The organism is Salmonella sp. SAL4457 (assembly GCF_046548235.1).
Taxonomy (GTDB): Bacteria; Pseudomonadota; Gammaproteobacteria; order Enterobacterales; family Enterobacteriaceae; genus Salmonella; species Salmonella enterica.
In genome coordinates this window covers 173,122-196,971 of record NZ_JBGDZO010000002.1, presented here as the reverse complement: position 1 = coordinate 196,971, position 23,850 = coordinate 173,122, and the positions used below count along the sequence as shown (strand labels likewise).

General features: G+C 53.1%; 23 protein-coding genes, 1 pseudogene and 1 riboswitch. Of the genes and pseudogenes, 14 read left to right on the top strand and 10 right to left on the bottom strand.

What is annotated here, in order from left to right:
* Positions 1–203 precede the first annotated feature (203 nt).
* Together ACLJNW_RS08545 and ACLJNW_RS08540 are read left to right on the top strand one after the other, a co-directional pair.
* The gene (locus ACLJNW_RS08545) at positions 204–875 is read left to right on the top strand and encodes a DUF1190 family protein (protein ID WP_000831528.1); all 672 of its coding nucleotides are present in this window, start codon (positions 204–206) and stop codon (positions 873–875) included.
* 5 nt (positions 876–880) lie between these two features.
* A complete protein-coding gene (locus ACLJNW_RS08540) occupies positions 881–2,044 on the top strand; it encodes a glutathionylspermidine synthase family protein (RefSeq protein ID WP_000442833.1) in 1,164 nt (387 codons plus the stop codon).
* A 61-nt stretch (positions 2,045–2,105) separates the two neighbouring features.
* On the opposite strand, the gene ygiD is transcribed toward ACLJNW_RS08540, so the two are convergent.
* Positions 2,106–2,894: a 4,5-DOPA dioxygenase extradiol gene (ygiD, locus tag ACLJNW_RS08535; protein WP_001520560.1), complete on the bottom strand. Its 789-nt coding sequence runs from the start codon at positions 2,892–2,894 to the stop codon at positions 2,106–2,108.
* A gap of 140 nt (positions 2,895–3,034) precedes the next feature.
* Between ygiD and zupT the strand changes: the two genes are divergently transcribed.
* Complete coding sequence (gene zupT / locus ACLJNW_RS08530) at positions 3,035–3,808, top strand: zinc transporter ZupT (RefSeq protein WP_000115874.1); 774 nt, start codon at positions 3,035–3,037, stop codon at positions 3,806–3,808.
* A gap of 66 nt (positions 3,809–3,874) precedes the next feature.
* Here zupT and ACLJNW_RS08525 read toward each other — a convergent pair whose 3' ends face one another.
* On the bottom strand, positions 3,875–4,051 hold the full coding sequence (locus tag ACLJNW_RS08525) for a hypothetical protein (protein ID WP_000469259.1): 177 nt from the start codon (positions 4,049–4,051) through the stop codon (positions 3,875–3,877).
* Positions 4,052–4,450: 399 nt separating this feature from the next.
* Here ACLJNW_RS08525 and ACLJNW_RS08520 point away from each other — a divergent pair, with 399 nt between their 5' ends.
* From ACLJNW_RS08520 to dsbI, 3 genes are read left to right on the top strand one after another with little or no spacing between them, the layout of a single operon-like run.
* The gene (locus ACLJNW_RS08520; RefSeq protein ID WP_000460259.1) at positions 4,451–6,247 is read left to right on the top strand and encodes an aryl-sulfate sulfotransferase; all 1,797 of its coding nucleotides are present in this window, start codon (positions 4,451–4,453) and stop codon (positions 6,245–6,247) included.
* Between the two features lie 19 nt (positions 6,248–6,266).
* Positions 6,267–6,938, top strand: a complete 672-nt coding sequence (locus ACLJNW_RS08515) for a thiol:disulfide interchange protein DsbA/DsbL (RefSeq protein WP_000096232.1) — start codon at positions 6,267–6,269, stop codon at positions 6,936–6,938.
* Positions 6,939–6,952: 14 nt separating this feature from the next.
* Entirely contained in the window at positions 6,953–7,630 is a 678-nt protein-coding gene (dsbI, locus tag ACLJNW_RS08510) for a protein-disulfide oxidoreductase DsbI (RefSeq protein ID WP_000345576.1), read from the top strand.
* Between the two features lie 170 nt (positions 7,631–7,800).
* On the opposite strand, the gene ribB is transcribed toward dsbI, so the two are convergent.
* Positions 7,801–8,454 (bottom strand): 3,4-dihydroxy-2-butanone-4-phosphate synthase, encoded by a 654-nt coding sequence (gene ribB, locus ACLJNW_RS08505; protein WP_001076978.1) that lies wholly within the window; start codon positions 8,452–8,454, stop codon positions 7,801–7,803.
* A 105-nt stretch (positions 8,455–8,559) separates the two neighbouring features.
* A riboswitch (FMN riboswitch) is annotated at positions 8,560–8,758 on the bottom strand.
* A 132-nt stretch (positions 8,759–8,890) separates the two neighbouring features.
* Here ribB and ubiK point away from each other — a divergent pair.
* Positions 8,891–9,187, top strand: coding sequence for a ubiquinone biosynthesis accessory factor UbiK (ubiK, locus tag ACLJNW_RS08500; protein ID WP_000566824.1), 297 nt, complete (start codon positions 8,891–8,893; stop codon positions 9,185–9,187).
* Positions 9,188–9,261: 74 nt separating this feature from the next.
* Here ubiK and glgS read toward each other — a convergent pair whose 3' ends face one another.
* Positions 9,262–9,471: a cell surface composition regulator GlgS gene (gene glgS / locus ACLJNW_RS08495; RefSeq protein ID WP_000928927.1), complete on the bottom strand. Its 210-nt coding sequence runs from the start codon at positions 9,469–9,471 to the stop codon at positions 9,262–9,264.
* Between the two features lie 257 nt (positions 9,472–9,728).
* On the opposite strand from glgS, the gene ACLJNW_RS08490 reads away from it, so the two are divergent.
* From ACLJNW_RS08490 to ACLJNW_RS08480, 3 genes are all read left to right on the top strand, one after another.
* On the top strand, positions 9,729–10,349 hold the full coding sequence (locus ACLJNW_RS08490; protein WP_000171739.1) for an OB-fold-containig protein: 621 nt from the start codon (positions 9,729–9,731) through the stop codon (positions 10,347–10,349).
* A gap of 18 nt (positions 10,350–10,367) precedes the next feature.
* Positions 10,368–12,047 (top strand): flotillin family protein, encoded by a 1,680-nt coding sequence (locus ACLJNW_RS08485; protein ID WP_023209144.1) that lies wholly within the window; start codon positions 10,368–10,370, stop codon positions 12,045–12,047.
* 239 nt (positions 12,048–12,286) lie between these two features.
* Positions 12,287–12,346 (top strand): type I toxin-antitoxin system Ibs family toxin, encoded by a 60-nt coding sequence (locus ACLJNW_RS08480; RefSeq protein ID WP_001804776.1) that lies wholly within the window; start codon positions 12,287–12,289, stop codon positions 12,344–12,346.
* 159 nt (positions 12,347–12,505) lie between these two features.
* Here the strand turns inward: ACLJNW_RS08480 and hldE are convergent, their stop codons facing one another.
* From hldE to ACLJNW_RS08465, 3 genes are all read right to left on the bottom strand, one after another.
* A complete protein-coding gene (gene hldE, locus ACLJNW_RS08475; RefSeq protein WP_000867682.1) occupies positions 12,506–13,939 on the bottom strand; it encodes a bifunctional D-glycero-beta-D-manno-heptose-7-phosphate kinase/D-glycero-beta-D-manno-heptose 1-phosphate adenylyltransferase HldE in 1,434 nt (477 codons plus the stop codon).
* A gap of 47 nt (positions 13,940–13,986) precedes the next feature.
* On the bottom strand, positions 13,987–16,830 hold the full coding sequence (gene glnE, locus ACLJNW_RS08470) for a bifunctional [glutamate--ammonia ligase]-adenylyl-L-tyrosine phosphorylase/[glutamate--ammonia-ligase] adenylyltransferase (RefSeq protein WP_000188306.1): 2,844 nt from the start codon (positions 16,828–16,830) through the stop codon (positions 13,987–13,989).
* A gap of 117 nt (positions 16,831–16,947) precedes the next feature.
* On the bottom strand, positions 16,948–18,249 hold the full coding sequence (locus tag ACLJNW_RS08465; protein ID WP_023204275.1) for an inorganic triphosphatase: 1,302 nt from the start codon (positions 18,247–18,249) through the stop codon (positions 16,948–16,950).
* 241 nt (positions 18,250–18,490) lie between these two features.
* Between ACLJNW_RS08465 and ACLJNW_RS08460 the strand changes: the two genes are divergently transcribed.
* On the top strand, positions 18,491–19,105 hold the full coding sequence (locus ACLJNW_RS08460; RefSeq protein ID WP_001125341.1) for a TIGR04211 family SH3 domain-containing protein: 615 nt from the start codon (positions 18,491–18,493) through the stop codon (positions 19,103–19,105).
* Positions 19,106–19,167: 62 nt separating this feature from the next.
* Positions 19,168–20,409: a multifunctional CCA addition/repair protein gene (locus ACLJNW_RS08455; protein ID WP_000708447.1), complete on the top strand. Its 1,242-nt coding sequence runs from the start codon at positions 19,168–19,170 to the stop codon at positions 20,407–20,409.
* Positions 20,410–20,513: 104 nt separating this feature from the next.
* Here ACLJNW_RS08455 and bacA read toward each other — a convergent pair whose 3' ends face one another.
* Positions 20,514–21,335, bottom strand: coding sequence for an undecaprenyl-diphosphate phosphatase (gene bacA, locus ACLJNW_RS08450; RefSeq protein ID WP_001281933.1), 822 nt, complete (start codon positions 21,333–21,335; stop codon positions 20,514–20,516).
* A gap of 97 nt (positions 21,336–21,432) precedes the next feature.
* Entirely contained in the window at positions 21,433–21,792 is a 360-nt protein-coding gene (gene folB / locus ACLJNW_RS08445; protein WP_000355776.1) for a bifunctional dihydroneopterin aldolase/7,8-dihydroneopterin epimerase, read from the bottom strand.
* A gap of 106 nt (positions 21,793–21,898) precedes the next feature.
* On the opposite strand from folB, the gene plsY reads away from it, so the two are divergent.
* Together plsY and ACLJNW_RS08435 are read left to right on the top strand one after the other, a co-directional pair.
* Positions 21,899–22,510 (top strand): glycerol-3-phosphate 1-O-acyltransferase PlsY, encoded by a 612-nt coding sequence (plsY, locus tag ACLJNW_RS08440; protein WP_001272784.1) that lies wholly within the window; start codon positions 21,899–21,901, stop codon positions 22,508–22,510.
* A pseudogene (locus tag ACLJNW_RS08435) lies at positions 22,494–22,637 on the top strand (fumarate hydratase); the annotation flags it as partial. The gene plsY and the pseudogene ACLJNW_RS08435, both read left to right, overlap by 17 nt.
* Positions 22,638–22,759: 122 nt before the next feature.
* Here ACLJNW_RS08435 and tsaD read toward each other — a convergent pair.
* Positions 22,760–23,773, bottom strand: a complete 1,014-nt coding sequence (gene tsaD / locus ACLJNW_RS08430) for a tRNA (adenosine(37)-N6)-threonylcarbamoyltransferase complex transferase subunit TsaD (protein ID WP_001264394.1) — start codon at positions 23,771–23,773, stop codon at positions 22,760–22,762.
* Positions 23,774–23,850 lie beyond the last annotated feature (77 nt).

Here is a 23,850-nt window from a genome sequence, read left to right as displayed (position 1 = left end):
CGCTGGCGCTGCGCTTATCAGACCTGTGCCCTTATAGGTCTGGTAAGCGCGGCGCTACCTGTCATGAAGCCGCGCCTGAACGTAAGACAACGTAAAGATCCTGCTATTCCGCCGCATTCTCGCCTTTTCTCGCTTCAATTTCGACCAGTCATCCTCTATTCTGAACGCATGTTGTATTTACCACTGGGTCCTGGAAGACAAATATGAAACGGACAAAATCCATCCATCACGCATCATTTCGCAAAAGCTGGAGCGCGCGGCATTTAACGCCGGTCGCCCTGGCGGTTACGGCTGTTTTTATGCTGGCTGGCTGTGAAAAAAGCGATGAAACCGTATCGCTGTATCAAAACGCTGATGACTGTTCAGCGGCGAATCCGGGCAAAAGCGCGGAGTGTACAACCGCGTATAACAATGCGCTGAAAGAGGCCGAACGTACTGCGCCTAAGTACGCTACACGCGAAGATTGCGTCGCCGAGTTTGGCGAAGGTCAGTGCCAGCAAGCGCCCGCACAGGCTGGCATGGCGCCGGAAAATCAGGCGCAGGCCCAACAATCCAGCGGCAGTTTCTGGATGCCGCTTATGGCAGGTTACATGATGGGGCGTCTGATGGGCGGCGGCGCAGGCTTTGCGCAACAGCCGCTGTTTAGCTCGAAAAACCCGGCCAGCCCTGCATACGGCAAATATACCGATGCGGCAGGTAAAAACTACGGCGCGGCGCAACCGGGCCGGACAATGACCGTACCGAAAACCGCGATGGCGCCGAAACCGGCCACCACAACAACCGTTACCCGCGGCGGTTTTGGCGAATCCGTCGCCAAACAGAGCACCATGCAGCGTAGCGCTGCCGGTACTTCAACACGTTCGATGGGCGGCTGATACGCATGGAAAGAGTCAGTATTACCGAGCGTCCGGACTGGCGCGATAAAGCGACTGAATACGGGTTTAATTTTCACACTATGTATGGTGAACCGTACTGGTGTGAAGACGCTTATTACAAGTTAACGCTCGCCCAGGTGGAAAAACTGGAAGACGTTACCGCCGAGCTGCACCAGATGTGCCTCAAGGTAGTAGAACGCGTCATCGCCAGCGATGAGCTGATGACGAAGTTTCGTATTCCAAAACATACCTGGGGTTTTGTTCGCCAGTCCTGGCAAACGCAACAACCGTCGCTCTATTCCCGCCTCGATCTGGCCTGGGACGGCATCGGCGAGCCTAAGCTGCTCGAAAATAATGCCGACACGCCAACGTCGCTGTATGAAGCGGCGTTTTTCCAGTGGATTTGGCTGGAAGATCAGATCAACGCGGGCAATCTGCCGGAAGGCAGCGATCAGTTTAATAGCCTGCAGGAAAAGCTGATTGAACGCTTTGCTGAACTTCGCGAACAGTACGGTTTTCAGTTGCTGCATCTCACCTGCTGTCGCGATACGGTTGAGGATCGCGGCACCATTCAGTATTTACAGGATTGCGCGGCCGAAGCGGAAATCGCCACCGAATTTCTCTATATCGACGATATTGGTCTGGGGGAAAAAGGCCAATTTACGGATCTGCAGGATCAGGTCATTGCGAACCTGTTCAAGCTCTATCCGTGGGAATTTATGCTGCGCGAGATGTTTTCCACCAAGCTGGAAGATGCCGGCGTGCGCTGGCTGGAACCGGCCTGGAAAAGCATTATCTCCAATAAAGCGTTATTGCCGCTGTTGTGGGAGATGTTCCCGGACCATCCGAATCTGTTGCCTGCGTATTTCGCCGAAGACGAACATCCGCCAATGGATAAATATGTCGTGAAACCGATCTTCTCCCGCGAAGGGGCGAACGTATCGATTATTGAAAACGGTAAAACGATCGAATCCGTGGAAGGCCCGTATGGCGAAGAGGGTATGATCGTGCAACAGTTCTATCCGCTGCCAAAATTCGGCGACAGTTACACCCTGATTGGTAGCTGGCTGATTAACGATCAGCCCGCCGGAATTGGTATCCGTGAAGATCGGGCGCTGATCACCCAGGATCTCTCCCGCTTCTATCCGCATATTTTTGTCGAAGGATAGATTCTCCTGTAAGCCCGATGCGCGTAGCGCCATCGGGCAATCATTCCGCGCCTTATCCGGCCTACCCCACCTGCACCGACAACATACTTATACTGCCCATCTCAATACCGTCGACCGGGATGGTGATAGGTTCCTTGCCGTCCCAGGCGCCAAGTACATACAGCAAAGGCAAAAAGTGCTCCGGCGTCGGGTTCGATAAGGCGCCCCCTTCATGTTGCAGATAATTCACCAGCGGGTGCTGTTCTACCGGCCCCTGCCACGTCAGGTTGGCTTTCACAAAGTCATTAAATGACGCCGCCCAGGGATACGGTATATTGTCACCGTGCCAACGCACAGTCCGCAGGTTATGAACCACATTCCCGCTGGCCACCAGCATCACGCCTTCGTCACGCAGCGTTGCCAGTTTACGGCCCACCTCAAAATGCCATGCCGCCGGTTTGGTACTATCAACACTAAGCTGCACCATCGGGATATCCGCATTCGGGTACATCTTGATCAATACGCCCCAGGAGCCGTGATCAAATCCCCACGCTTCTTTATCGAGCGCGACGGGAACGGGAGCCAACAGTTCAACCAGACGCTGCGCCAGCGCAGGCGATCCAGGGGCCGGATAATGCGTGTCATACAGCGCCTGCGGAAAACCGCCAAAATCATGGAGAGTTTGCGGCCTTTCCATCGCTGTGACGCCAGTCCCACGGGTATACCAGTGCGCCGATACCACCACTATCGCCTGTGGTCGCGGCAGGGCTTCCCCCAATCGCCGCCAGGCGCGGGTATAATCATTATCGTCCAGCACGTTCATCGGGCTGCCATGCCCCAAAAACAATGCTGGCATACACGTTAAAGACATGATGTTATCCTTACAGGAAAGACATTTTGTTAACATCACCATACGCTTTCTTCACAGAGGAAGAACTCAGATAACTATGATGAAGATCATCAGTTATTTTGAAGGTCAGGTTCGGACGGCAAATTGATAAGGAGTAATGGATGTCAGTACCACTTATTCTGACCTTACTGGCGGGCGCTGCCACCTTTATTGGCGCGTTTCTTGGCGTTCTTGGCCAAAAACCGTCTAACCGCGTGCTGGCTTTTTCGCTGGGCTTCGCCGCAGGGATCATGCTGCTCATCTCGCTGATGGAGATGCTGCCCGCCGCGCTTGATACCGAGGGGATGTCGCCTGTACTGGGCTACGGAATGTTTATTATCGGCCTGTTGGGCTACTTCGGGCTGGACCGCCTGCTTCCTCACGCTCATCCGCAGGATCTGGTGCAAAAAAGGCAGCAGCCGCTTCCCGGCTCGATAAAACGCACTGCGATTTTATTGACGCTCGGCATTAGTCTGCACAACTTTCCGGAAGGGATCGCCACCTTTGTCACTGCCAGCAGCAATCTTGAACTGGGTTTCGGCATCGCACTGGCGGTGGCGTTGCACAATATTCCTGAAGGTCTGGCGGTTGCCGGCCCGGTTTATGCCGCGACGGGCTCAAAACGTACCGCGATTTTTTGGGCCGGTATCTCCGGCATGGCGGAAATTCTTGGCGGCGTGCTGGCGTGGCTGATTTTGGGCAGCCTGGTTTCACCGATCGTTATGGCGGCTATCATGGCGGCAGTCGCCGGCATTATGGTAGCGCTCTCCGTCGATGAACTGATGCCGCTGGCAAAAGAGATCGATCCTAACAATAACCCCAGCTATGGCGTGCTTTGCGGTATGTCCATCATGGGGCTCAGTCTCGTCATTTTGCAGACGATAGGTATCGGTTAAGAGAAACGTCGCGCCGGATGCAGGCCTTTAGCCAGGCAACATCCGGCTGCCCGTCAAGGATATGCGCTATTTCTGCTCATTCATCACGCTGTCGCCTTCGCTCGTCTGGCGAAAACGTTTCGTTCGCGCTTCAAGTAATGCATCTCTGTCCTGCCGAAACGCTCTGCAATAACGCTTCATATGGCAAATATACCCTACTACCACCAGAACGATTAATATTATCCAATACCAGGCAATAAACATCCTTTTTACCCTTAAAATTTAACATCACTAAACATTTAACGTTAAAATTTTACATACCCTTATTTTGACGTATTCATATACTGGCATATTTGTGGAACAAATAAATGATTTTGATCATATAAATCAGTGGTGAAACACAATAATGAAAGAGGTATTAAGCAGAAAACAATGTCGATAAGATCACACTTCGTACTAATTTATATTGTTCTTAAAATATCACACTCCTACTATCGACTCACTCAGGCAATTAAAAAATATTGATACAGAATATACTTTAAAATAAGTAACAGCATCATGACTTATATTTAAAGACCAATCATTTACCTCATTTATTATTCATAAAAACATAGTATATTCAGAAGTATTATATTTAGAAGTTGTATATAAGGAGATATATCCATGTTTGACCAATACCGGAAAACAATACTTGCCGGTGCCGTCGCACTGACATGCGGACTCACCGCAGCCAGTACGTTTGCCGCAGGTTTTCAACCGGCACAGCCCGCGGGAAAATTAGGCGCAGTCGTTGTCGATCCTTACGGAAATGCCCCTCTCACCGCGCTGGTGGAATTAGATAGCCATATTATTTCAGACGTTAAAGTTACTGTACATGGCAAAGGGGAAAAAGGCGTTCCTGTTACTTATACCGTTGGGAAAGAGTCTTTAGAAACCTATGACGGTATTCCTATTTTTGGCCTTTATCAGAAATTTGCCAACAACGTCACGGTAGAATATAAAGAAAACGGCAAAGCCATGAAGGATGACTATGTGGTGCAGACGTCCGCCATCGTCAACCATTATATGGATAACCGTTCTATTTCAGATCTCCAGCAAACGAAAGTTATTAAAGTCGCGCCAGGATTTGAAGATCGCCTTTATCTGGTAAATACCCATACCTTTACGCCGCAGGGCGCTGAATTTCACTGGCACGGCGAAAAAGATAAAAATGCGGGCATTCTTGATGCCGGTCCGGCGGGCGGTGCTTTGCCTTTCGATATCGCCCCTTATACGTTTGTGGTCGACACCCAGGGTGAATACCGCTGGTGGCTGGATCAAGATACCTTCTACGACGGCCACGATATGAATATCAACAAACGCGGCTACCTGATGGGTATTCGTGAAACGCCTCGCGGCACCTTTACCGCGGTGCAGGGCCAACACTGGTACGAGTTTGACATGATGGGGCAAATTCTTGCCGATCACAAACTGCCGCGCGGGTTCCTGGATGCGTCTCATGAATCCATCGAAACCGTGAACGGCACCGTACTGCTGCGCGTCGGCAAACGCGATTACCGCAAAGAAGACGGCATACATGTTCATACGATTCGTGACCAAATCATTGAGGTTGATAAGTCTGGCCGCGTAGTAGACGTTTGGGATTTAACCAAAATCCTCGACCCTATGCGTGATGCGCTGCTCGGCGCGCTGGATGCGGGCGCAGTATGCGTGAACGTCGATCTGGCCCATGCCGGACAGCAGGCGAAACTCGAACCGGATACGCCGTATGGCGATGCGCTTGGCGTTGGTGCCGGTCGTAACTGGGCGCACGTCAACTCTATCGCTTATGACGCGAAAGACGACTCCATCATCCTTTCTTCCCGCCATCAGGGTATTGTAAAAATTGGTCGCGATAAGCAGGTGAAATGGATACTGGCACCGTCTAAAGGCTGGAATAAGCAGCTAGCCAGTAAATTGCTGAAACCGGTAGACGATCATGGTAAGCCGTTGACCTGTGACGAAAACGGCAAGTGTAAGGACACCGATTTCGATTTCACCTATACCCAACATACGGCATGGCTTTCCAGCAAAGGCACGTTAACGGTCTTTGATAACGGCGATGGTCGCGGCCTGGAGCAACCGGCTCTACCGACCATGAAATATTCCCGTTTTGTCGAATATAAGATCGATGAGAAGAAAGGCACCGTACAACAAGTTTGGGAATACGGTAAAGAACGTGGATATGATTTCTATAGTCCTATTACCTCGGTTGTTGAATATCAAAAAGACCGCGACACCATGTTCGGCTTTGGCGGTTCTATTAACCTGTTCGACGTTGGTAAACCCACAGTCGGCAAACTGAATGAGATTGACTATAAAACGAAAGAAGTGAAAGTTGAAATTGATGTGCTGTCGGATAAACCCAACCAGACTCACTATCGTGCATTACTGGTTCATCCAACGCAAATGTTTAAATAAATAACGGGAAGGAATTAATATGTCATCTAAATGGATTACCTCTTTATTTAAAAGCGTAGTATTAACCGCGGCATTGGTCACTCCTTTTGCGGCATCGGCTTTTACCGAGGGCACAGATTATATGGTTCTGGAGAAACCGATTCCTAATGCGGATAAAACGCTGATTAAGGTATTTAGCTATGCCTGCCCTTTCTGCTACAAATATGACAAAGCCGTAACAGGTCCGGTTTCTGATAAAGTCGCCGATCTCGTTACGTTCACCCCGTTCCACCTGGAAACAAAAGGCGAATATGGCAAACAGGCCAGCGAAGTATTTGCAGTCCTGATCGCCAAAGATAAAGCTGCCGGGATTTCGTTATTTGATGCTAAATCACAATTCAAAAAAGCGAAGTTTGCCTGGTATACGGCTTACCATGATAAGAAAGAGCGCTGGTCAGATGGGAAAGATCCGGCGGCATTTATTAAAACCGGGCTGGACGCCGCAGGCATGAGCCAGGCTGATTTTGAAGCGGCGCTGAAAGATCCTGCCGTTCAGGAGACTCTGGAAAAATGGAAAGCCGCCTATGACGTTGCCAAAATTCAGGGTGTTCCGGCTTACGTCGTCAACGGCAAGTACCTTATCTATACCAAAAACATCAAATCCATCGATTCTATGGCTGAACTCGTTCGGGAACTGGCCACTAAAAAATAAGCAGGGAAACGATTATGGATTTTATTAAGGGATTATGGCGAGACCTACGCGCAAGACCAGTAGATACGCTGGTGAGATGGCAGGAACAGCGCTTTCTGTGGCTGTTAATGGCCATCGCGATGGGAGGGTTAATTATCCTGGCGCACTCGTTCTTCCAAATCTATCTCTACATGGCGCCGTGCGAACAGTGTGTTTACATTCGTTACGCGATGTTTGTGATGGTAATTGGCGGGGTGATTGCGGCGATAAATCCCAAAAATATCGTGCTGAAGCTGATTGGCTGTATCGCGGCGTTTTATGGCAGCATTATGGGCATTAAGTTTTCTATTAAGCTTAATGGTATCCATCATGCGGTACATAATGCGGACCCCGATTCACTTTTTGGCGTGCAAGGATGTTCGACTGACCCTACCTTTCCTTTCAACTTACCGTTGGCGGAATGGGCACCGGAGTGGTTTAAACCTACCGGAGACTGCGGTTATGACGCGCCTATCGTCCCTGATGGCGTAACGCTCAGTAGCGTACAGCAGTGGTTTGTCGATCTCTACCAGCAGTCCGAAGGCTGGTATCTGCTTCCGCCCTGGCACTTTATGAACATGGCGCAGGCATGTATGTTGGCCTTTGGGTTGTGCCTGATTCTGCTGCTGGTGATGAGCGGCGCCTGGGCATTGAAACTGGCCAGAGGAAAATAACCTGAATAGATAAACCAAAGCAGAGGTCTGCATTCAGGCCTCTGCTTTTCTCACAATAATTTTACCATTCAGCTTATTCGTCGTTCTTTGAAACTGAACGATATGGCACCGAAGGAATACAAAAAAGCCGATGACATCTCATCGGCTTTTTTCAACCATGATCCGTTCGATCAGCTGGCTTTGCGCTCATGCGCCTGGCGGTAAGCCACCAGATCTTCAATCGTGACCACCGCCATATTATGCTGGCCTGCAAACGCGATACACTCCGGCGCGCGCGCCATCGTCCCATCGTCGTTAGTCAACTCGCACAGTACACCTGCAGGTTTAAAACCGGCCAGCGTCATCAGATCGATGGTCGCCTCCGTATGACCGCCGCGCGTCAGCACGCCGCCCGCCTGAGCGCGCAGTGGGAAAACGTGCCCCGGACGGTTAAGATCGGACGGTTTTGCGCCATCCTTAATTGCCGCGCGCACCGTAGTGACACGGTCAGCGGCGGAAACGCCGGTGGTCACGCCTTCTGCGGCTTCAATGGTCACGGTAAAACCGGTACCGTAGGCGCTGGTGTTGTTTTCCACCATCATTGGCAAGTCGAGCTGCTTACGACGATCTTCAGTAATACACAGGCAAACAATACCGCTACCGTGACGAATGGTTAACGCCATCTGTTCTACGGTCATCGTCTCTGCGGGGAAAATCATATCGCCTTCGTTTTCACGATCTTCATCATCAAGCACCATCACACCGCGTCCTTCACGCAGCGCATCCAGTGCAAGTTCAACACGTTCAAAAGGCGTACCAAAAGAGGAAAGTAGCGTCTGATTCATGGTAAAAAAACCTCATTAACATTATGGTTACCAGAATCAGGGCAGTCTTAGGAGTGCCGACAAGCGGCAAAAAAATAACGTGAGCGGGTCCATGCCCGACTGGATCGTTACCCTCTCCCATCCGGACTTTAACCGTCGGCCCCGGAATTACACCGGATCTGCTGACCTTTTCGCTATGGCAAAAAGCGCTCGCGGGCTTTCAACCTGCTCTCCGCATTCCGTCACGGCGCGCCGTGATGAGAAATGCGTTAAACATCGCTGATTTACCGCCGGTGGGGAATTTCGCCCCGCCCTGAGAATAAGCGGGTTAACTATAACGCTATTGATTACCTTCATCAACGCCTTTACTCCGTATGACGTCACACAATTCTGGTTTATGGCGTCCACATATCGCACTACAATAAGAGTTAACACTTACCAGTTCAGGGAAACCACAATGATTGACCCGAAAAAAATTGAGCAAATCGCACGCCAGGTTCATGAGTCAATGCCGAAAGGTATTCGCGAGTTCGGGGAAGATATCGAGAAAAAAATCCGTCAAACGCTGCAATCTCAGCTGACGCGTCTCGATCTGGTGAGCCGCGAAGAGTTTGATGTCCAGACTCAGGTCTTGCTGCGCACCCGGGAAAAACTGGCGCTGCTGGAGCAACGCCTCAGCGAACTGGAAGCTCGCGACAAGCCTGAAGAAGTAAAACCTGCGCCCGCCATTCCGCCAGTCGATCCACAAGAGTAAAAACGTGAACGGGCCTGACGGCCCGCTCATATAAGATCTGAATAATGCCCTGCGCCTGTATAAGGGAGCCTGCATTAGTGTTCTAATTCTAACCTTTTCGCCTGAGTCGCCTGCTGGCAGTAAAGCGCGTAACGCTTGCAAAACCAGTCGCGGTGCTCCTCGTCCATATTGCCGGTTACCGCCTGGATATCAACAGGACGCCCCTCCGCCTGCATTCTGGCAAAACTGCGCGCCAGAAAATCAAAATTATTTAGTGAATAGACGTTATTGTTGTTCATCAGCATACCCTCCAGTTATTGAATTCTGTTAAGGCTATATGCTTTTTCTAATTTCAGTATTTCCCTATATGTACGGCGGTTTTATACATAACGTGCGCAAATTTAATGCGCAAAATCACAATATTCACCAAAGATAACGACGGATAAATCGCTTTTCGGACTTAAGGAGATATGGGTCACATGATATTGTAACGCAATGAAATAACAAGCATGAAAATTATCACGCGAACACCCTTCTGAAGGCGGCGACAAGGATAGAAAATATGACCTTATTTGCGGAGTATAACAGCCCCTATCTGTTTGCCATCGCGTTCGTTTTCTTTATCGGCGTGCTGGAGATGATTTCGCTGATTTTTGGCCACTTTCTTTCAGGCGCGCTCGACGCCCATCTCGATCATTATGACGCCCTGTCATCCGGCCCTGCGGGCCAGGCGCTTCATTATCTGAATATTGGACGCGTTCCCGCCCTGGTCGTCCTCTGTCTATTGGCCGGTTATTTCGGCCTCTTCGGTATCCTCATCCAGCATGGCGGGATCATGCTCTGGCAAGCGCCGCTCAGCAATCTGCTGCTGGTCCCGTTGAGCATTGTCCTGTCGGTCTTTGCCGTGCATTACAGCGGAAAAATCCTCGCGCCCTGGCTACCCAGAGATGAAAGCTCCGCCCTCCGGGAAGAGGAATTTATCGGCGGCATGGCGATTATTACCGGCCACGCCGCCGTCGCCGGTACACCTTGCGAAGGAAAATTTACCGATAAGTTCGGCCAGATTCACTATTTACTGCTGGAACCCGAAAAGGGAAAAGAATTTAAAAAAGGAGACAAGGTGCTGATTGTCTGCCGACTTTCCGCAACGCGTTATTTGGCTGAGCGTACCTTCTATGTTTAATTGAGAGGAACTTACATAATGGATGATGTTTTTGGCATATTGCCATCATGGATGTTTACCGCCATCGTTGCGGTTATCGTCTTACTAATTATCGGGATCATTTTTGCTCGCCTCTATCGCCGCGCATCTGCGGAACAGGCATTTGTCCGTACCGGGCTTGGCGGGCAAAAAGTGGTGATGAGCGGCGGCGCTATTGTGATGCCAATCTTTCACGAAATTATTCCGATCAATATGAATACCCTAAAACTTGAAGTCAGCCGTGCTACCGTCGACAGCCTGATCACCAAAGATCGTATGCGCGTTGACGTGGTCGTTGCTTTCTTCGTGCGTGTAAAACCCTCTGTTGAAGGTATTGCCACCGCCGCACAAACGCTTGGCCAGCGAACGCTGTCGCCGGAAGATCTTCGTATGCTGGTTGAGGATAAATTCGTTGACGCCTTACGCGCTACCGCGGCCCAGATGACGATGCATGAGCTACAGGATACGCGTGAAAACTTCGTTCAGGGCGTACAAAACACCGTTGCGGAAGATTTGTCGAAAAACGGTCTGGAGCTGGAAAGCGTCTCCTTAACCAACTTTAACCAAACGTCCAAAGAACATTTCAACCCAAACAACGCCTTTGATGCCGAAGGTCTGACGAAACTGACGCAGGAAACCGAACGCCGCCGTCGTGAACGTAATGAAGTGGAACAGGATGTGGAAGTGGCGGTGCGCGAAAAGAACCGCGACGCGCTTGAACGCAAGCTGGAAATCGAGCAGCAAGAAGCCTTTATGACTCTGGAGCAGGAGCAACAGGTTAAAACCCGCACCGCCGAACAAAACGCCAAAATTGCCGCTTTTGAGGCCGAGCGCCATCGTGAAGCAGAACAGACGCGTATTCTTGCTGAGCGGCAGATCCAGGAGACGGAGATCGAACGTGAGCAAGCAGTACGGTCCAGGAAAGTTGAGGCCGAGCGTGAAGTACGTATTAAAGAGATCGAACAGCAACAGGTGACAGAAATCGCCAACCAGACGAAATCTATCGCCATTGCCGCCAAATCCGAGCAGCAATCGCAAGCGGAAGCGCGCGCCAACGACGCGCTGGCCGATGCGGTTCGCGCCCAGCAAAACGTAGAAACCACCCGCCAGACCGCCGAAGCGGATCGCGCCAAGCAGGTCGCTCTGATCGCCGCGGCGCAGGATGCGGAAACCAAAGCGGTCGAACTGACCGTTCGGGCAAAAGCAGAGAAAGAAGCGGCAGAATTGCAAGCCGCCGCCATCATCGAACTGGCGGAAGCAACGCGTAAAAAAGGTCTGGCGGAAGCCGAAGCGCAACGGGCGCTGAATGACGCTATCAACGTGCTTTCTGACGAACAAACCAGCCTCAAATTTAAACTAGCGCTCTTACAATCGTTGCCTGCTGTTATTGAGAAGTCTGTTGAACCGATGAAATCCATCGACGGCATTAAGATTATTCAGGTCGATGGCCTCAATCGCAGCGCGACGGCGGGCGACGTCGCCGCTGGCGGCGCTAACGGGGGAAACCTGGCGGAACAAGCCTTATCTGCCGCGCTCACCTATCGTACCCAGGCACCGCTGATCGATTCGCTGTTAAACGAGATTGGCATCGCTGGCGGCTCGCTAAAGGCGCTGACCACGCCGTTGGTTTCATCGGCAACGGATGAGATTAATCGCGAAACAACGGTAAAAGAGCAATAACCCCCCGCCATATCTCCTGTCCCTGGTCATAAGACCGGGGATTTTTTTATCTTTTTTCCACCTTGTCTGTACAAAGCGTTATGACCAGCAGGCCGTTTTGCTTGTGCGATCCAGTAACGCAAAATCGGCGGGAGAAAGCCCTTGCGCCAGACAGGCCACTCACCAACAATCGCGATGTCAGCAAGGGGCTGAAACGGGAAAGCCCCTCCCGAGGAAGGGGCTTTAATAAGGAAAGGGTTATGATGCACCAGGTCATCATACTGATTGTTCTGTTACTGATAAGTTTCGCAGCTTACTAACAGACAATCAGAGGGGGGAGAGATCCCCTCTCACCCTTATTCCTTTACTTTAGGTCGAAAAAAAAGCAGCGTCAACCGCGAGATACGCGTCGAAACAAAATGTCCGACGCGCCTTCAAAATCAGCGCCCGCAGCGTCTGTAACGCCTGATGACGCGGTTTTACTTCTCGCTCTCGGTCTGGATCTTTTTGATGATATTGGTCGTGGAACAACCATCTTCGAAGTTCAGCACCATGACTTCGCCGCCGTTGGCCCAGACCTCTTCGCTGCCCGCAATCTCTTCCGGCTTATAGTCGCCGCCTTTTACCAGCAGATCCGGCAGAATACCGGCAATCAGTCGTTGCGGCGTATCCTCTTCAAAAGAGACAACCCAGTCGACTGACTCCAGCGCGCCCAGCACGATCATACGCTGTTCGAGCGGATTAACCGGACGGCTTTCGCCTTTCAGACGTTTAGTCGAGGCGTCACTATTGACCGCAACAATCAGGCGGTCGCCCAGTTTGCGCGCGTTCGCCAGATAAGAGACGTGGCCCGCGTGCAGAATATCGAAAACGCCGTTGGTCATAACCACTTTCTCGCCACGCTTACGCGCGCTGGCGACGGCCTGTCTCAACTCCTCTTCGGTCATGACGCCGAAGCCGGTATCCGCGCGTCCGCGCACTGCGTTTTCCAGCTCAATAGGGGAAACCGTTGACGTCCCGAGTTTACCTACCACTACGCCCGCCGCCGCATTGGCGAAATAACACGCCTCCTCCAGGGTATTTCCCGCCGCCAGCGTCGCCGCCAGCACGCCGATCACCGTATCGCCCGCACCGGTAACATCATAAACTTCCTGCGCCTGCGTCGGCATATGTAGCGGCGCTTTATTCGGTTGCAGCAGCGTCATTCCCTGTTCGGAACGCGTGACCAACAGCGCGGAAAGGTCGTAATCGGCAATGAGCTTCATGCCGCGTTCAACCAGTTCGTCTTCGCTTTTACATTTCCCCGCAACCGCCTCGAATTCAGAAAGGTTTGGCGTCAGCAGCGTGGCGCCGCGGTAACGTTCAAAATCCGTTCCTTTCGGATCGATGAGCACCGGCACGCCCGCCTGGCGCGCCAGGGAAATCATAGTCTGCACGCTGGTCAGAGCGCCTTTGGCATAATCGGACAATACCAGCGCGCCGATCGATCCCAGCGCCTGGTTGATACGCTCATGCAACGGCTGCGGGTCCACGCCCTCAAAGCCTTCTTCAAAATCAAGACGAATGAGCTGCTGATTACGTGATAGCACGCGCAGTTTGGTAATCGTCGGATGCGTCGGCACAGAAACGAAGTCGCACTTCACATTGACCTCTGCCAACGTTTTGCTCAGCGCGCGCGCGGCGTCATCAATACCCGTCAGGCCGACCAGACGGGCGTTCGCTCCCAGAGACGCAATGTTCATCGCCACGTTCGCCGCGCCGCCCGGGCGTTCCTCAACGGTATTTACCTTAACCACGGGCACCGGCGCTTCCGGTGAAATACGGCAAGTGGGGCCATACCAATAGCGATCCAGCATTACATCACCCACAACCATGACGCCTGCACGTTCAAACGCTGGCAGATTTACTTTCATTCCTGTCTCCTGAGAGATTCAAAATTTGCGCGCGATAATAGCATAATTCAAACGGCTACCAGCCACTTCCGCCAGCTTGCCTGCACCAGCGCGCGCTCTTTGCTAAAACACGTCTGCGCCACATGACCGGGAAGCTCCTGCAACGCCAGGTGGTGCAGTTCATCACGCAGTGTGGTGTAGGCTACCGTCAGCGCCTGCGCTTCGTGTTCATCCATAATGCCGTTTTGCGCCAGAAGCTCCAGGATGCGCACGTTATCAGACCAGCGCGTTAATTTAGGTTTTTCATGAGCGTAGCGCAGTACCAGATATTGCGCGATAAACTCAATATCCGTAATACCGCCTTCATCAGCTTTAATATCAAAACGATCACGATGCTTATTGCCGAGATGCGCCCGCATTTTCTCGCGCATTTCACGCACTTCAGTCTGCAATGTCTTGCCGTCGCGCGCCGTCGTCATGATAGTGCGGCGTACCGCATCAAACTGTGAGGTAAGCTGCGGGTCGCCATATACCACGCGAGCGCGTACCAACGCCTGATGTTCCCAGGTCCAGGCTTCATGCTGCTGATAATCGGCAAACGCGTCCGCTGAAGTCACCAGCATTCCCGCCGCGCCAGAGGGGCGTAGACGCGCATCCACCTCATACAAAATGCCGGAGGAGGTGCGCGTACTGAACAGATGCATAATGCGCTGCGCCAGGCGCAGATAAAACTGCCGCCCGTCGATTTCGCGTTCGCCGTTGGTCATGACGTCCATCGGACAGTCATGCAGGAAGATGAGATCCAGATCGGAACTGTAGCCCAGCTCCCATCCGCCCAATTTGCCATAACCGACAACCGCAAACCCCCGCCCCTGGCGTTCGTCCAGATGCGCTGGCTGACCATAACGCGCAACCATTTGCGTCCACGCCTGCTGCACCACAGCATCAATCATCGCCTCCGCCAGCCATGTGAGGTGATCGCTCACTTTCATCACCGGCAGCGTACCGGCAATATCCGCCGCCGCAATCCGCAAAAGCTGTGCCTGTTTAAACTGGCGTAATGCCTCCAGTTGTTGCTCTTCGTCCTCTTCCGGCACGCGCAGTAAATATTGACGTAATTCGTCGCGGTAAGCGTCGGTAGCCGTCGGCTGATAAAGCGTGCCGGGGTCGAGCAGTTCATCAAGCAACAACGGATAACGCGCCAGTTGGCTCGCTATCATTGGCGAAGCGGCGCAGAGCATAATCAGGTGTTTCAGCGCGCCGGGAAATTCGCTCAGCAGCTCCAGATAGGTGGTGCGAGTGACAATCCCCGCCAGCAACGGCGTTATCCGCGATAGCGTAACAGCGGCGTCTTCGCGAGAACAGACATCAGCAAGCAGGTGCGGCATCAGTTGGTCCAGCACTTGCCGCCCGCGCGGGCCGATAGGGCGTTTATCCAGTTCCTTACGGAAGTCAGCGATGAGGGTCAGAACTTGTCGCCGATCCTCATCGGCTAAATGCGCCAGCACTGGCGTCGAATCATCCTCCTGTAGCGCATCCTGCCATACTTCACGCCACGGCTCTGAACGCTCTTCTTCCTGCGGGGTATCGGCTTCATCATCGCCAATTAATTCGTTGAATACGCGGCGTACATTAGCCATATGATCCGTCAGTTCGCCAACAAGCTGCGGCCAGTTCTCCGCCTTCATTCCCCAGGCCAGCCGCGCCCGATTCAGATCGTCGGCAGGCAACGTTTGCGTCTGTTCGTCATTGATGCTTTGCAGCAGATTCTCCAGACGACGTAGAAAAAGATAGGCCACGCGCAGTTGCGCCACGTCATTCTCAGGCAGCAAATGCAGCGCAGCGATAGCATCCAACGTCGGCAGTAACGAACGCGACTGTAGCGACGGCTCGCGCCCGCCGCGGATGAGCTGGAATACCTGCACGATAAACTCAATTTCACGAATACCGCCCGCGCCAAGTTTAATGTTGTCTTTCAAACCGCGGCGTCGCACTTCGCGGGCGATCATCCCTTTCATATTGCGTAGCGACTGGATGACGCTGAAATCGATATAGCGGCGGAAAACGAAAGGCCGCAGCATGGCGCGTAATTCACGAGACCAGGCGTCGTCGTTATCGCCCATTAGCCGCGCTTTCACCATGGCGTAGCGTTCCCAGTCGCGTCCTTGCTCCTGATAGTAATCCTCCAGCGCGGCAAAACTCAGTACCAGCGGGCCGCTGTCGCCAAACGGTCGCAGGCGCATGTCCACCCGATAGACAAAACCATCCATTGTGGGCTGATCCAGCGCTTTGATCAGCCGCTGCCCGAGACGCGTAAAAAACTGGGCGTTATCGAGTTCACGACGCCCGCCCCGGGTCTCGCCATGTTCCGGCCAGGCGAAAATCAGATCGATATCAGACGAAAAATTCAGTTCGCCGCCGCCCAGCTTGCCCATGCCTAAAATCAACAGCGGCTGCGGAACGCCCTGCGGGTTACAGGGGGTTCCCCATTCGCGGCAACAGGCGGCATACAGCCAGTCGCGGGCCCCCACAATGAGCGTCTCCGCCAGATGGCTCAACTGTTGTAAAATAGTCTCATCGTCCACCAGCGACAGCGTCTGCGCCCAGGCGATGCGTACCATGATGCGACGACGAAAAAACCTCAGTTCACGCATCAGCGAGGCGTCGTCACAGACACCTGCCAACGCCTCCTGTAACCAGCCAGCATAATGTCGCCATTCATCAGCCTGCGGCGATGCGGATTCCAGTTCGGCAAGCCACTCCGGATGCGCTATCACGCTATCCAGCGCAAAATCGCTAAATGTAAGTACTGACTTCGCCTGCACGCTAAGCGATGTCTCAGTAAATCCTTCTGGTAGGCGCTCAACAACGGTCTGCCAGTACTGCGATAAGGGTGAAGAGAGCGGCGTCATTTAGGGGATATCCTTTAAATAATGCCAGATGGCGGCGTTTCGCCTGATCCGGCCTACAAGTCCGCATACCGTAAGCCTGATAAGCGCAGCGTCATCAGGCGCTTTCTACGGTTCTGATTATCGTTTTCCGCTGTGCAACCAGAACGGCTGCTGGTTAATGGCCTCATTACGGAAATGTTCAATTTCAATACGTTGTCCGGTAAGAATGGCGTGACGCAATCCCTGCCAGTTTTCCAGCCATGCCTGCGCGACCATCGCATCATAATACCCGGCCAGCAGTAAAACGCTGTCGATATCGCGAGTCAAACGCGGCAACTGGTCGCGATACTTATCACCCAGCGGTTGTCCAAAAACTTTTTTTAATTCAGCAGCATGACGAGAAAGATGAATGTCGGCGAAACGCTTAAAAGAATCGGCCATTTTGGCCTGCGCCTTCGCGTCCAGAAATGGCTGCCAGGCTTTCGTCACCAGCCATTCCGTCAATGCCAGTTTCGCCATCGCCGTTTGCGTACTATAAACGGCTGTGACGGCGGACACCGCGGATGTCATCGTCGCTTCCGCCTGGGTAAGTAGATCACGTAAGTGAGCGCTCGCTTTACGTGGAACAATGCCACCAAAAAGCATTAAGGCATGGCGCACTAATCCCATAGCATCCAGCACATGTTCTTTCGCCGACTCGTCGCCGCGCAGCCAGAGCTCTTCATGGTACTGCCACTGTGACAACGCCAGATCCAGCGAGACCTCCAGCCCTTGCTCTACCGTGGCTTTCGCGGCAGTCCGCAGAATTGCCGTTGGTGTATTCTCTCGCGGCGCATTCCCCTGCGCCAGGTGATAACCTCGCGCCGCCTTACTCAGACTGCCCTGACGCAAACCGGTTTGCGACAGCAGTTGCTTCGCCAGTTTTAACACGGCGCGCGTATCGCCGCGAAGCAACTCAAGCTCCAGCTCACAAATCGGTTCGGCAAACTCGCCCGCTTTTACGTCGCCGAGATCGAGCGCAATTTCAATCCTGCTGCCGTCAACGTCCAGACACCATTTTTCCCGGTAAAAATCGGTACTGAACAGCGGCTGTACGCTTGATGCCAGGCCGGCGGGCAGGTTGCCATCCGGCCAGACCTCCGCCGGAAGTTGCATCAGATCCAGCACGGGTTCGCTTAGCGCGACATTGTATTCGGGTCGCTGGTGCAGCCCCCCCGTTACCCGGCCGGCAATTTTCATGGTCATTTCATAGCGCCCATTTTCACCACGAATACGCAGCCCCATATCATGGCGGCGTAGCCAGTTATCAGGCGTTTCGAAGTAGATATTCAGCAACTGGCTGGGCGCATGATGCTCGCCGCCGAGCGTATGAAGATGATTTCGCAGCGCATCTACGGCGTCGTGATTGACGATAAACTTTAATTCGATTTCCTGAGCCATGGCCTTGTACTTATGGGTTATGTCACATCTGGGAAGATTCTTGGCGAACTTACCCGCATTATTTTTGTCAGTAGATAGTATTTTGCGCCAAATTGCCATGCAACGAGCAATTTGACGGGCGTAAAAGTTTGACGTAGCGGCAAAGGCGACACAGATGATTCCGATTGATGTCGACTACTTTGCGTAGCGACACTGATGCCGTTACTATCGTTCCACTTTCTCTGACAATAACGACAGCCTGATGCCAAAATTACGCCTGATTGGACTAACTTTACTTGCGCTTAGCGCCACCGCCGTCTCTCATGCTGAAGAGACGCGTTACGTTTCTGATGAACTGAATACCTGGGTCCGCAGCGGTCCGGGAGATAATTATCGCCTTGTGGGTACCGTCAACGCCGGCGAGGAAGTCACGCTCTTACAGAGCGATGCCAACTATGGTCAAATTAAAGACAGTTCTGGTCGTACTGCCTGGATACCGTTAAAAGAACTGAATACCACGCCAAGCCTGCGTACCCGCGTGCCGGATCTGGAAAATCAGGTCAAAACGTTAACCGATAAACTCAACAATATTGATACCACGTGGAATCAGCGCACCGCCGATATGCAGCAGAAAGTGGCGCAAAGCGACAGCATCATCAACGGGCTAAAAGAAGAGAACCAGAAGCTGAAAAACGAGCTGATTGTCGCGCAGAAAAAAGTTAGCGCCGCGAATCTGCAACTGGATGACAAACAGCGCACCATTATTATGCAGTGGTTTATGTATGGCGGCGGCGTATTGGGTATTGGCTTGCTGTTAGGGCTGGTGCTGCCGCATATGATCCCAAGCCGTAAACGCAAAGACCGCTGGATGAACTAAATCGCCTTCTCTGCGGCACTGTCTTATCATTAGAGGATGATCGTTTTTAAAAGGAAAGTGGCGTGAAGATTTATCTGGTCGGTGGTGCGGTTCGGGATGCGTTGTTAGGGCTACCGGTTAAAGATAAAGATTGGGTCGTTGTCGGCGCCACGCCGCAGGAGATGCTTGATGCGGGCTACCAGCAGGTAGGCCGTGATTTTCCTGTGTTTCTCCACCCGCAAACTCACGAAGAATATGCGCTGGCGCGTACCGAGCGTAAATCCGGTTCCGGCTACACGGGCTTCACCTGTTATGCCGCGCCGGACGTTACCCTGGAAGCCGACCTCCAGCGTCGCGATCTGACCATTAATGCTCTGGCGCGCGACGATGACGGCCAGATTATCGACCCTTACCACGGGCGCCGGGATCTGGAGGCGCGTCTACTGCGACATGTCTCTCCCGCGTTTGGCGAAGATCCCTTGCGCGTATTGCGCGTGGCGCGTTTTGCCGCCCGTTACGCTCATCTTAGTTTCCGTATCGCCGATGAAACACTGGCGCTAATGCGCGAAATGACCGCGGCAGGCGAGCTGGAACATCTGACGCCGGAACGGGTATGGAAAGAGACGGAAAATGCGCTTACCACCCGCAATCCGCAGGTTTACTTCCAGGTATTGCGCGACTGCGGCGCCCTGCGCGTCCTGTTTCCGGAAATCGACGCGCTGTTTGGCGTACCCGCGCCGGCAAAGTGGCATCCGGAAATTGATACCGGAGTTCATACGCTGATGACGCTGTCGATGGCCGCCATGCTCAGTCCGCAGCTTGATGTCCGTTTCGCCACGCTTTGTCATGATCTGGGCAAAGGCTTAACGCCGAAAAACCTCTGGCCGCGCCATCATGGTCACGGCCCGGCGGGCGTGAAACTGGTCGAACAGTTATGCCAGCGTTTGCGCGTCCCCAATGACCTGCGTGATTTAGCTAAACTGGTCGCCGAATACCACGATCTGATCCACACCTTTCCGATACTCCAGCCGAAAACGATCGTTAAGCTGTTTGACGCCATTGATGCATGGCGTAAACCGCAGCGCGTCGAGCAGATTGCGCTGACCAGCGAAGCCGATGTCCGTGGACGTACCGGCTTTGAAGCATCGGATTACCCGCAGGGGCGCTGGCTGCGCGAAGCCTGGCAGGTGGCCCAAGCGGTACCGACGAAAGAGGTGGTGGAGGCCGGATTTAAGGGCATTGAGATTCGCGAGGAACTGACGAAGCGACGAATTGCAGCGGTCGCCAACTGGAAAGAGAAGCGCTGCCCGAACCCCGCCAGCTAAACGCCATCCGGCACGATAAATTGCCTGATGGCGCTGCGCTTATCAGACCGACAAAACAGTTAGGCCGGACAAGGCGGTACGCCGCCATCCGGCACGGTCAATCATCAGAAGAAGACGACGTAAACGGCAGCCGCCACCACAAAGCGGTAAATCGCAAACGGAATAAACGAGATACGCTTAATCAGTTGCAGGAAAGTCTTGATGGCGATCAGCGCCACCACAAACGCCGTCACAAAGCCCACCGCGAACATCGGAATATCCGCTGCGGTCAGGAATGACCAACTTTTGTAGAGATCCAGAACCGTTGCGCCCATCATCATCGGCACAGCCAGTAAGAACGAGAACTCAGAGGCGGCGTAACGGCTGACGCCCATCAGCATCCCACCGGAAATGGTCGCTCCGGAACGCGAGAAGCCCGGCCACAGCGCCAGACACTGGAAACAGCCAATCATAAACGCCTGACGATACGTCATATCATCCAGCCCCGGCGCGCGCGGTTCTTTCGGCTTCAGGCACTCGGCGGCAATCAGCAACAGACCGCCTACCACCAGCGCGTACATCACGTTAATTGGGTTAAATAGCGACTTGATCGTGTCATGAAAGACTAACCCCAGCACCACCGCCGGAATCATGCCCAGCAGGATGTGAATCAACGTTAATCGACCTTTACTTTCACCTTCACGCTGTAGCGGGCGGCCAAAGTGAATACCGATGAGGCCAAACAACCGCCGCCAGAACATCACCACGACCGCCAGAATAGATCCAAGTTGAATCACCACTTCGAATGTCTTGGCCGTATCGCCTTCAAACCCCAGCAGATGACCCACAATAATCATATGGCCCGTGCTGGATACCGGCAAAAACTCCGTCAATCCTTCGACCACACCCAAAATTGCCGCTATCAGCAGCGAGTGCATATCGCTCATCAATAAACCCCTAAAATGAAAAACACTGCAAAAATGGATCTCGCGTTAAGACCCCATATATAACCGTTTGGTTTAAAAAATATAAAATTATTTATTTTTATTTCAGATTATTGCCACGCTCAATAATTACCCCTACGTTCGCCGCGCGCGCGACGGCGCCAGGCTTGCTCAGTTTGATGCGAACCCACGGAGAATTGAATCGGCTAAGCAGTAGATCCGCCACCTCTTCCGCCACACGCTCGACCAGAGCAAAACGCCCGCCTTCAACATGATTTATCACCGTGTCGGCGATATCCGCGTAACTTAGACAATCTGCGACATCATCGCTTTTCGCCGACTTGCGGTTATCCCATGCCATTTCGATATCGAACACCAGTTTTTGCTCGATAGTCTGTTCCCAGTCGTAAACACCGATAGTGGTGATTACCGAAAGTTGCTCTATAAATACAATATCCATCACGACCTGCCTGCTTTTTGGCTAACCCGGATACCACTTCCGGCGAAATGTGCGTATTATCCACAGAAATAGTAAATAAAACGACACTTTCAATACGGAACAGCTTATGAGTGCAATCGCGCCTGGAATGATCCTCTTCGCGTACCTCTGCGGCTCAATTTCCAGTGCCATTCTGGTTTGCCGCATCGCCGGGCTGCCCGATCCGCGAGAAAGCGGCTCCGGCAACCCGGGCGCGACGAACGTATTACGAATCGGTGGCAAGGGAGCGGCTGTCGCGGTACTTATTTTTGACATCCTTAAAGGCATGTTGCCCGTCTGGGGCGCGTATGCGTTAGGCGTTACCCCTTTCTGGCTTGGGCTTATCGCTATCGCCGCCTGTCTGGGGCATATCTGGCCGGTCTTTTTTGGCTTTAAAGGCGGGAAAGGCGTAGCAACCGCGTTTGGCGCCATTGCGCCCATCGGCTGGGATTTAACCGGCGTCATGGCTGGCACCTGGCTGCTGACGGTCCTGTTAAGCGGTTATTCATCGTTAGGGGCGATTGTCAGCGCCTTGATTGCGCCGTTTTACGTCTGGTGGTTTAAACCGCAGTTCACCTTCCCGGTGTCGATGCTGTCATGTCTCATTTTGCTGCGCCATCATGACAACATCCAGCGTCTGTGGCGTCGCCAGGAGACGAAAATCTGGACGAAGCTAAAAAAGAAACGCCAGAAAGATTGAGCTGGAGCTGCGTCTGGAAGAGGGCCTCAACCGTCTGGGGCTCGGCCCACAAGGATTGACCGGCAATAGCTCGGTGATAGGCGTACATATCGAATCCGCCGCGCGTCACCCTTCCACCATTGGCGTGGTTAGGCGCGATTTTCGGCCTGATCTTCCTGGTGCTGCTGATCGTCACCGGGCTGTTGTGGATGCCCATCGTTTTGCTGTAAATCCGTTGGGGCGGCATGATGTCGCCCCCTTTTTCCGCTTTTACGCCGCTGGCAGCTCGGCCAGCGGCCAGCGCGGACGTACCGTTACGCCAAGATCCGCCGTAACGCCCGCCTTAAACCGCACCATTCCGGCATAGGCGATCATCGCCCCGTTGTCAGTACAAAACTCCGGGCGCGCATAGAACACTTCGCCGCGGCGTTTTTGCATCATTTCGGCAAGCTTCGCGCGCAGCGTGCGGTTAGCGCTGACGCCGCCCGCCATGACCAGACGCTTAAAACCGGTGCTTTCCAGCGCGCGCTTGCACTTGATCATCAGCGTATCCACGACCGCATCTTCAAAAGCGCGCGCGATATCAGCGCGAGTTTGTTCGTCGCCGCCATTACTACGAATGGTGTTAGCGGCAAAGGTTTTCAGACCGGAAAAACTAAAATCCAGCCCCGGGCGATCGGTCATCGGGCGCGGAAAGACAAAACGTCCCGCCGTCCCCTGCGACGCCATTTTCGACAGCATCGGGCCGCCAGGATAATCCAGCCCCAACAATTTGGCGGTTTTATCAAACGCTTCACCGGCGGCATCGTCAATCGACTCTCCCAGCAGTTCGTACTGACCGATTCCGGTCACGCTAATGAGCTGCGTATGTCCGCCGGAGACCAGTAGCGCCACAAACGGGAACTCCGGAGGGTTATCTTCCAGCATCGGCGCCAGCAGATGACCTTCCATATGGTGTACAGGAATGGCCGGCACATTCCAGGCAAATGCCAGCGAACGCCCGACGGTTGCGCCGACCAGCAGCGCGCCGACCAGGCCCGGGCCTGCGGTATAGGCCACCGCGTCGATATCGCTCGCCGTCAGACCGGCTTCTTTTAATGCCGCCTGAATCAGCGGCACGGTTTTACGCACATGATCGCGGGAAGCCAGTTCAGGCACTACGCCGCCGTAGTCAGCATGTAATTTCACCTGACTATACAATTGGTTGGCTAACAGACCTTTTTTGTCGTCGTAAATAGCGATGCCGGTTTCATCGCAGGATGTTTCAATACCCAGTACACGCATGACTTGTTTTACCTCGCTCTAATACCGCGCAGTGTAGGTCGAATGCGGGTGGATGTATACCCTCAGTCCCGACTTCG

Bases quoted from the DNA above. Each gene is read 5' to 3' on its own strand.
- ACLJNW_RS08545 (WP_000831528.1), top strand. From the start codon at position 204: ATGAAACGGACAAAATCCATCCATCACGCATCATTTCGCAAAAGCTGG.
- ACLJNW_RS08540 (WP_000442833.1), top strand. From the start codon at position 881: ATGGAAAGAGTCAGTATTACCGAGCGTCCGGACTGGCGCGATAAAGCG.
- ygiD (WP_001520560.1), bottom strand. From the start codon at position 2,894: ATGTCTTTAACGTGTATGCCAGCATTGTTTTTGGGGCATGGCAGCCCG.
- zupT (WP_000115874.1), top strand. From the start codon at position 3,035: ATGTCAGTACCACTTATTCTGACCTTACTGGCGGGCGCTGCCACCTTT.
- ACLJNW_RS08525 (WP_000469259.1), bottom strand. From the start codon at position 4,051: ATGTTTATTGCCTGGTATTGGATAATATTAATCGTTCTGGTGGTAGTA.
- ACLJNW_RS08520 (WP_000460259.1), top strand. From the start codon at position 4,451: ATGTTTGACCAATACCGGAAAACAATACTTGCCGGTGCCGTCGCACTG.
- ACLJNW_RS08515 (WP_000096232.1), top strand. From the start codon at position 6,267: ATGTCATCTAAATGGATTACCTCTTTATTTAAAAGCGTAGTATTAACC.
- dsbI (WP_000345576.1), top strand. From the start codon at position 6,953: ATGGATTTTATTAAGGGATTATGGCGAGACCTACGCGCAAGACCAGTA.
- ribB (WP_001076978.1), bottom strand. From the start codon at position 8,454: ATGAATCAGACGCTACTTTCCTCTTTTGGTACGCCTTTTGAACGTGTT.
- ubiK (WP_000566824.1), top strand. From the start codon at position 8,891: ATGATTGACCCGAAAAAAATTGAGCAAATCGCACGCCAGGTTCATGAG.
- glgS (WP_000928927.1), bottom strand. From the start codon at position 9,471: ATGCTGATGAACAACAATAACGTCTATTCACTAAATAATTTTGATTTT.
- ACLJNW_RS08490 (WP_000171739.1), top strand. From the start codon at position 9,729: ATGACCTTATTTGCGGAGTATAACAGCCCCTATCTGTTTGCCATCGCG.
- ACLJNW_RS08485 (WP_023209144.1), top strand. From the start codon at position 10,368: ATGGATGATGTTTTTGGCATATTGCCATCATGGATGTTTACCGCCATC.
- hldE (WP_000867682.1), bottom strand. From the start codon at position 13,939: ATGAAAGTAAATCTGCCAGCGTTTGAACGTGCAGGCGTCATGGTTGTG.
- glnE (WP_000188306.1), bottom strand. From the start codon at position 16,830: ATGACGCCGCTCTCTTCACCCTTATCGCAGTACTGGCAGACCGTTGTT.
- ACLJNW_RS08465 (WP_023204275.1), bottom strand. From the start codon at position 18,249: ATGGCTCAGGAAATCGAATTAAAGTTTATCGTCAATCACGACGCCGTA.
- ACLJNW_RS08460 (WP_001125341.1), top strand. From the start codon at position 18,491: ATGCCAAAATTACGCCTGATTGGACTAACTTTACTTGCGCTTAGCGCC.
- bacA (WP_001281933.1), bottom strand. From the start codon at position 21,335: ATGAGCGATATGCACTCGCTGCTGATAGCGGCAATTTTGGGTGTGGTC.
- folB (WP_000355776.1), bottom strand. From the start codon at position 21,792: ATGGATATTGTATTTATAGAGCAACTTTCGGTAATCACCACTATCGGT.
- plsY (WP_001272784.1), top strand. From the start codon at position 21,899: ATGAGTGCAATCGCGCCTGGAATGATCCTCTTCGCGTACCTCTGCGGC.
- tsaD (WP_001264394.1), bottom strand. From the start codon at position 23,773: ATGCGTGTACTGGGTATTGAAACATCCTGCGATGAAACCGGCATCGCT.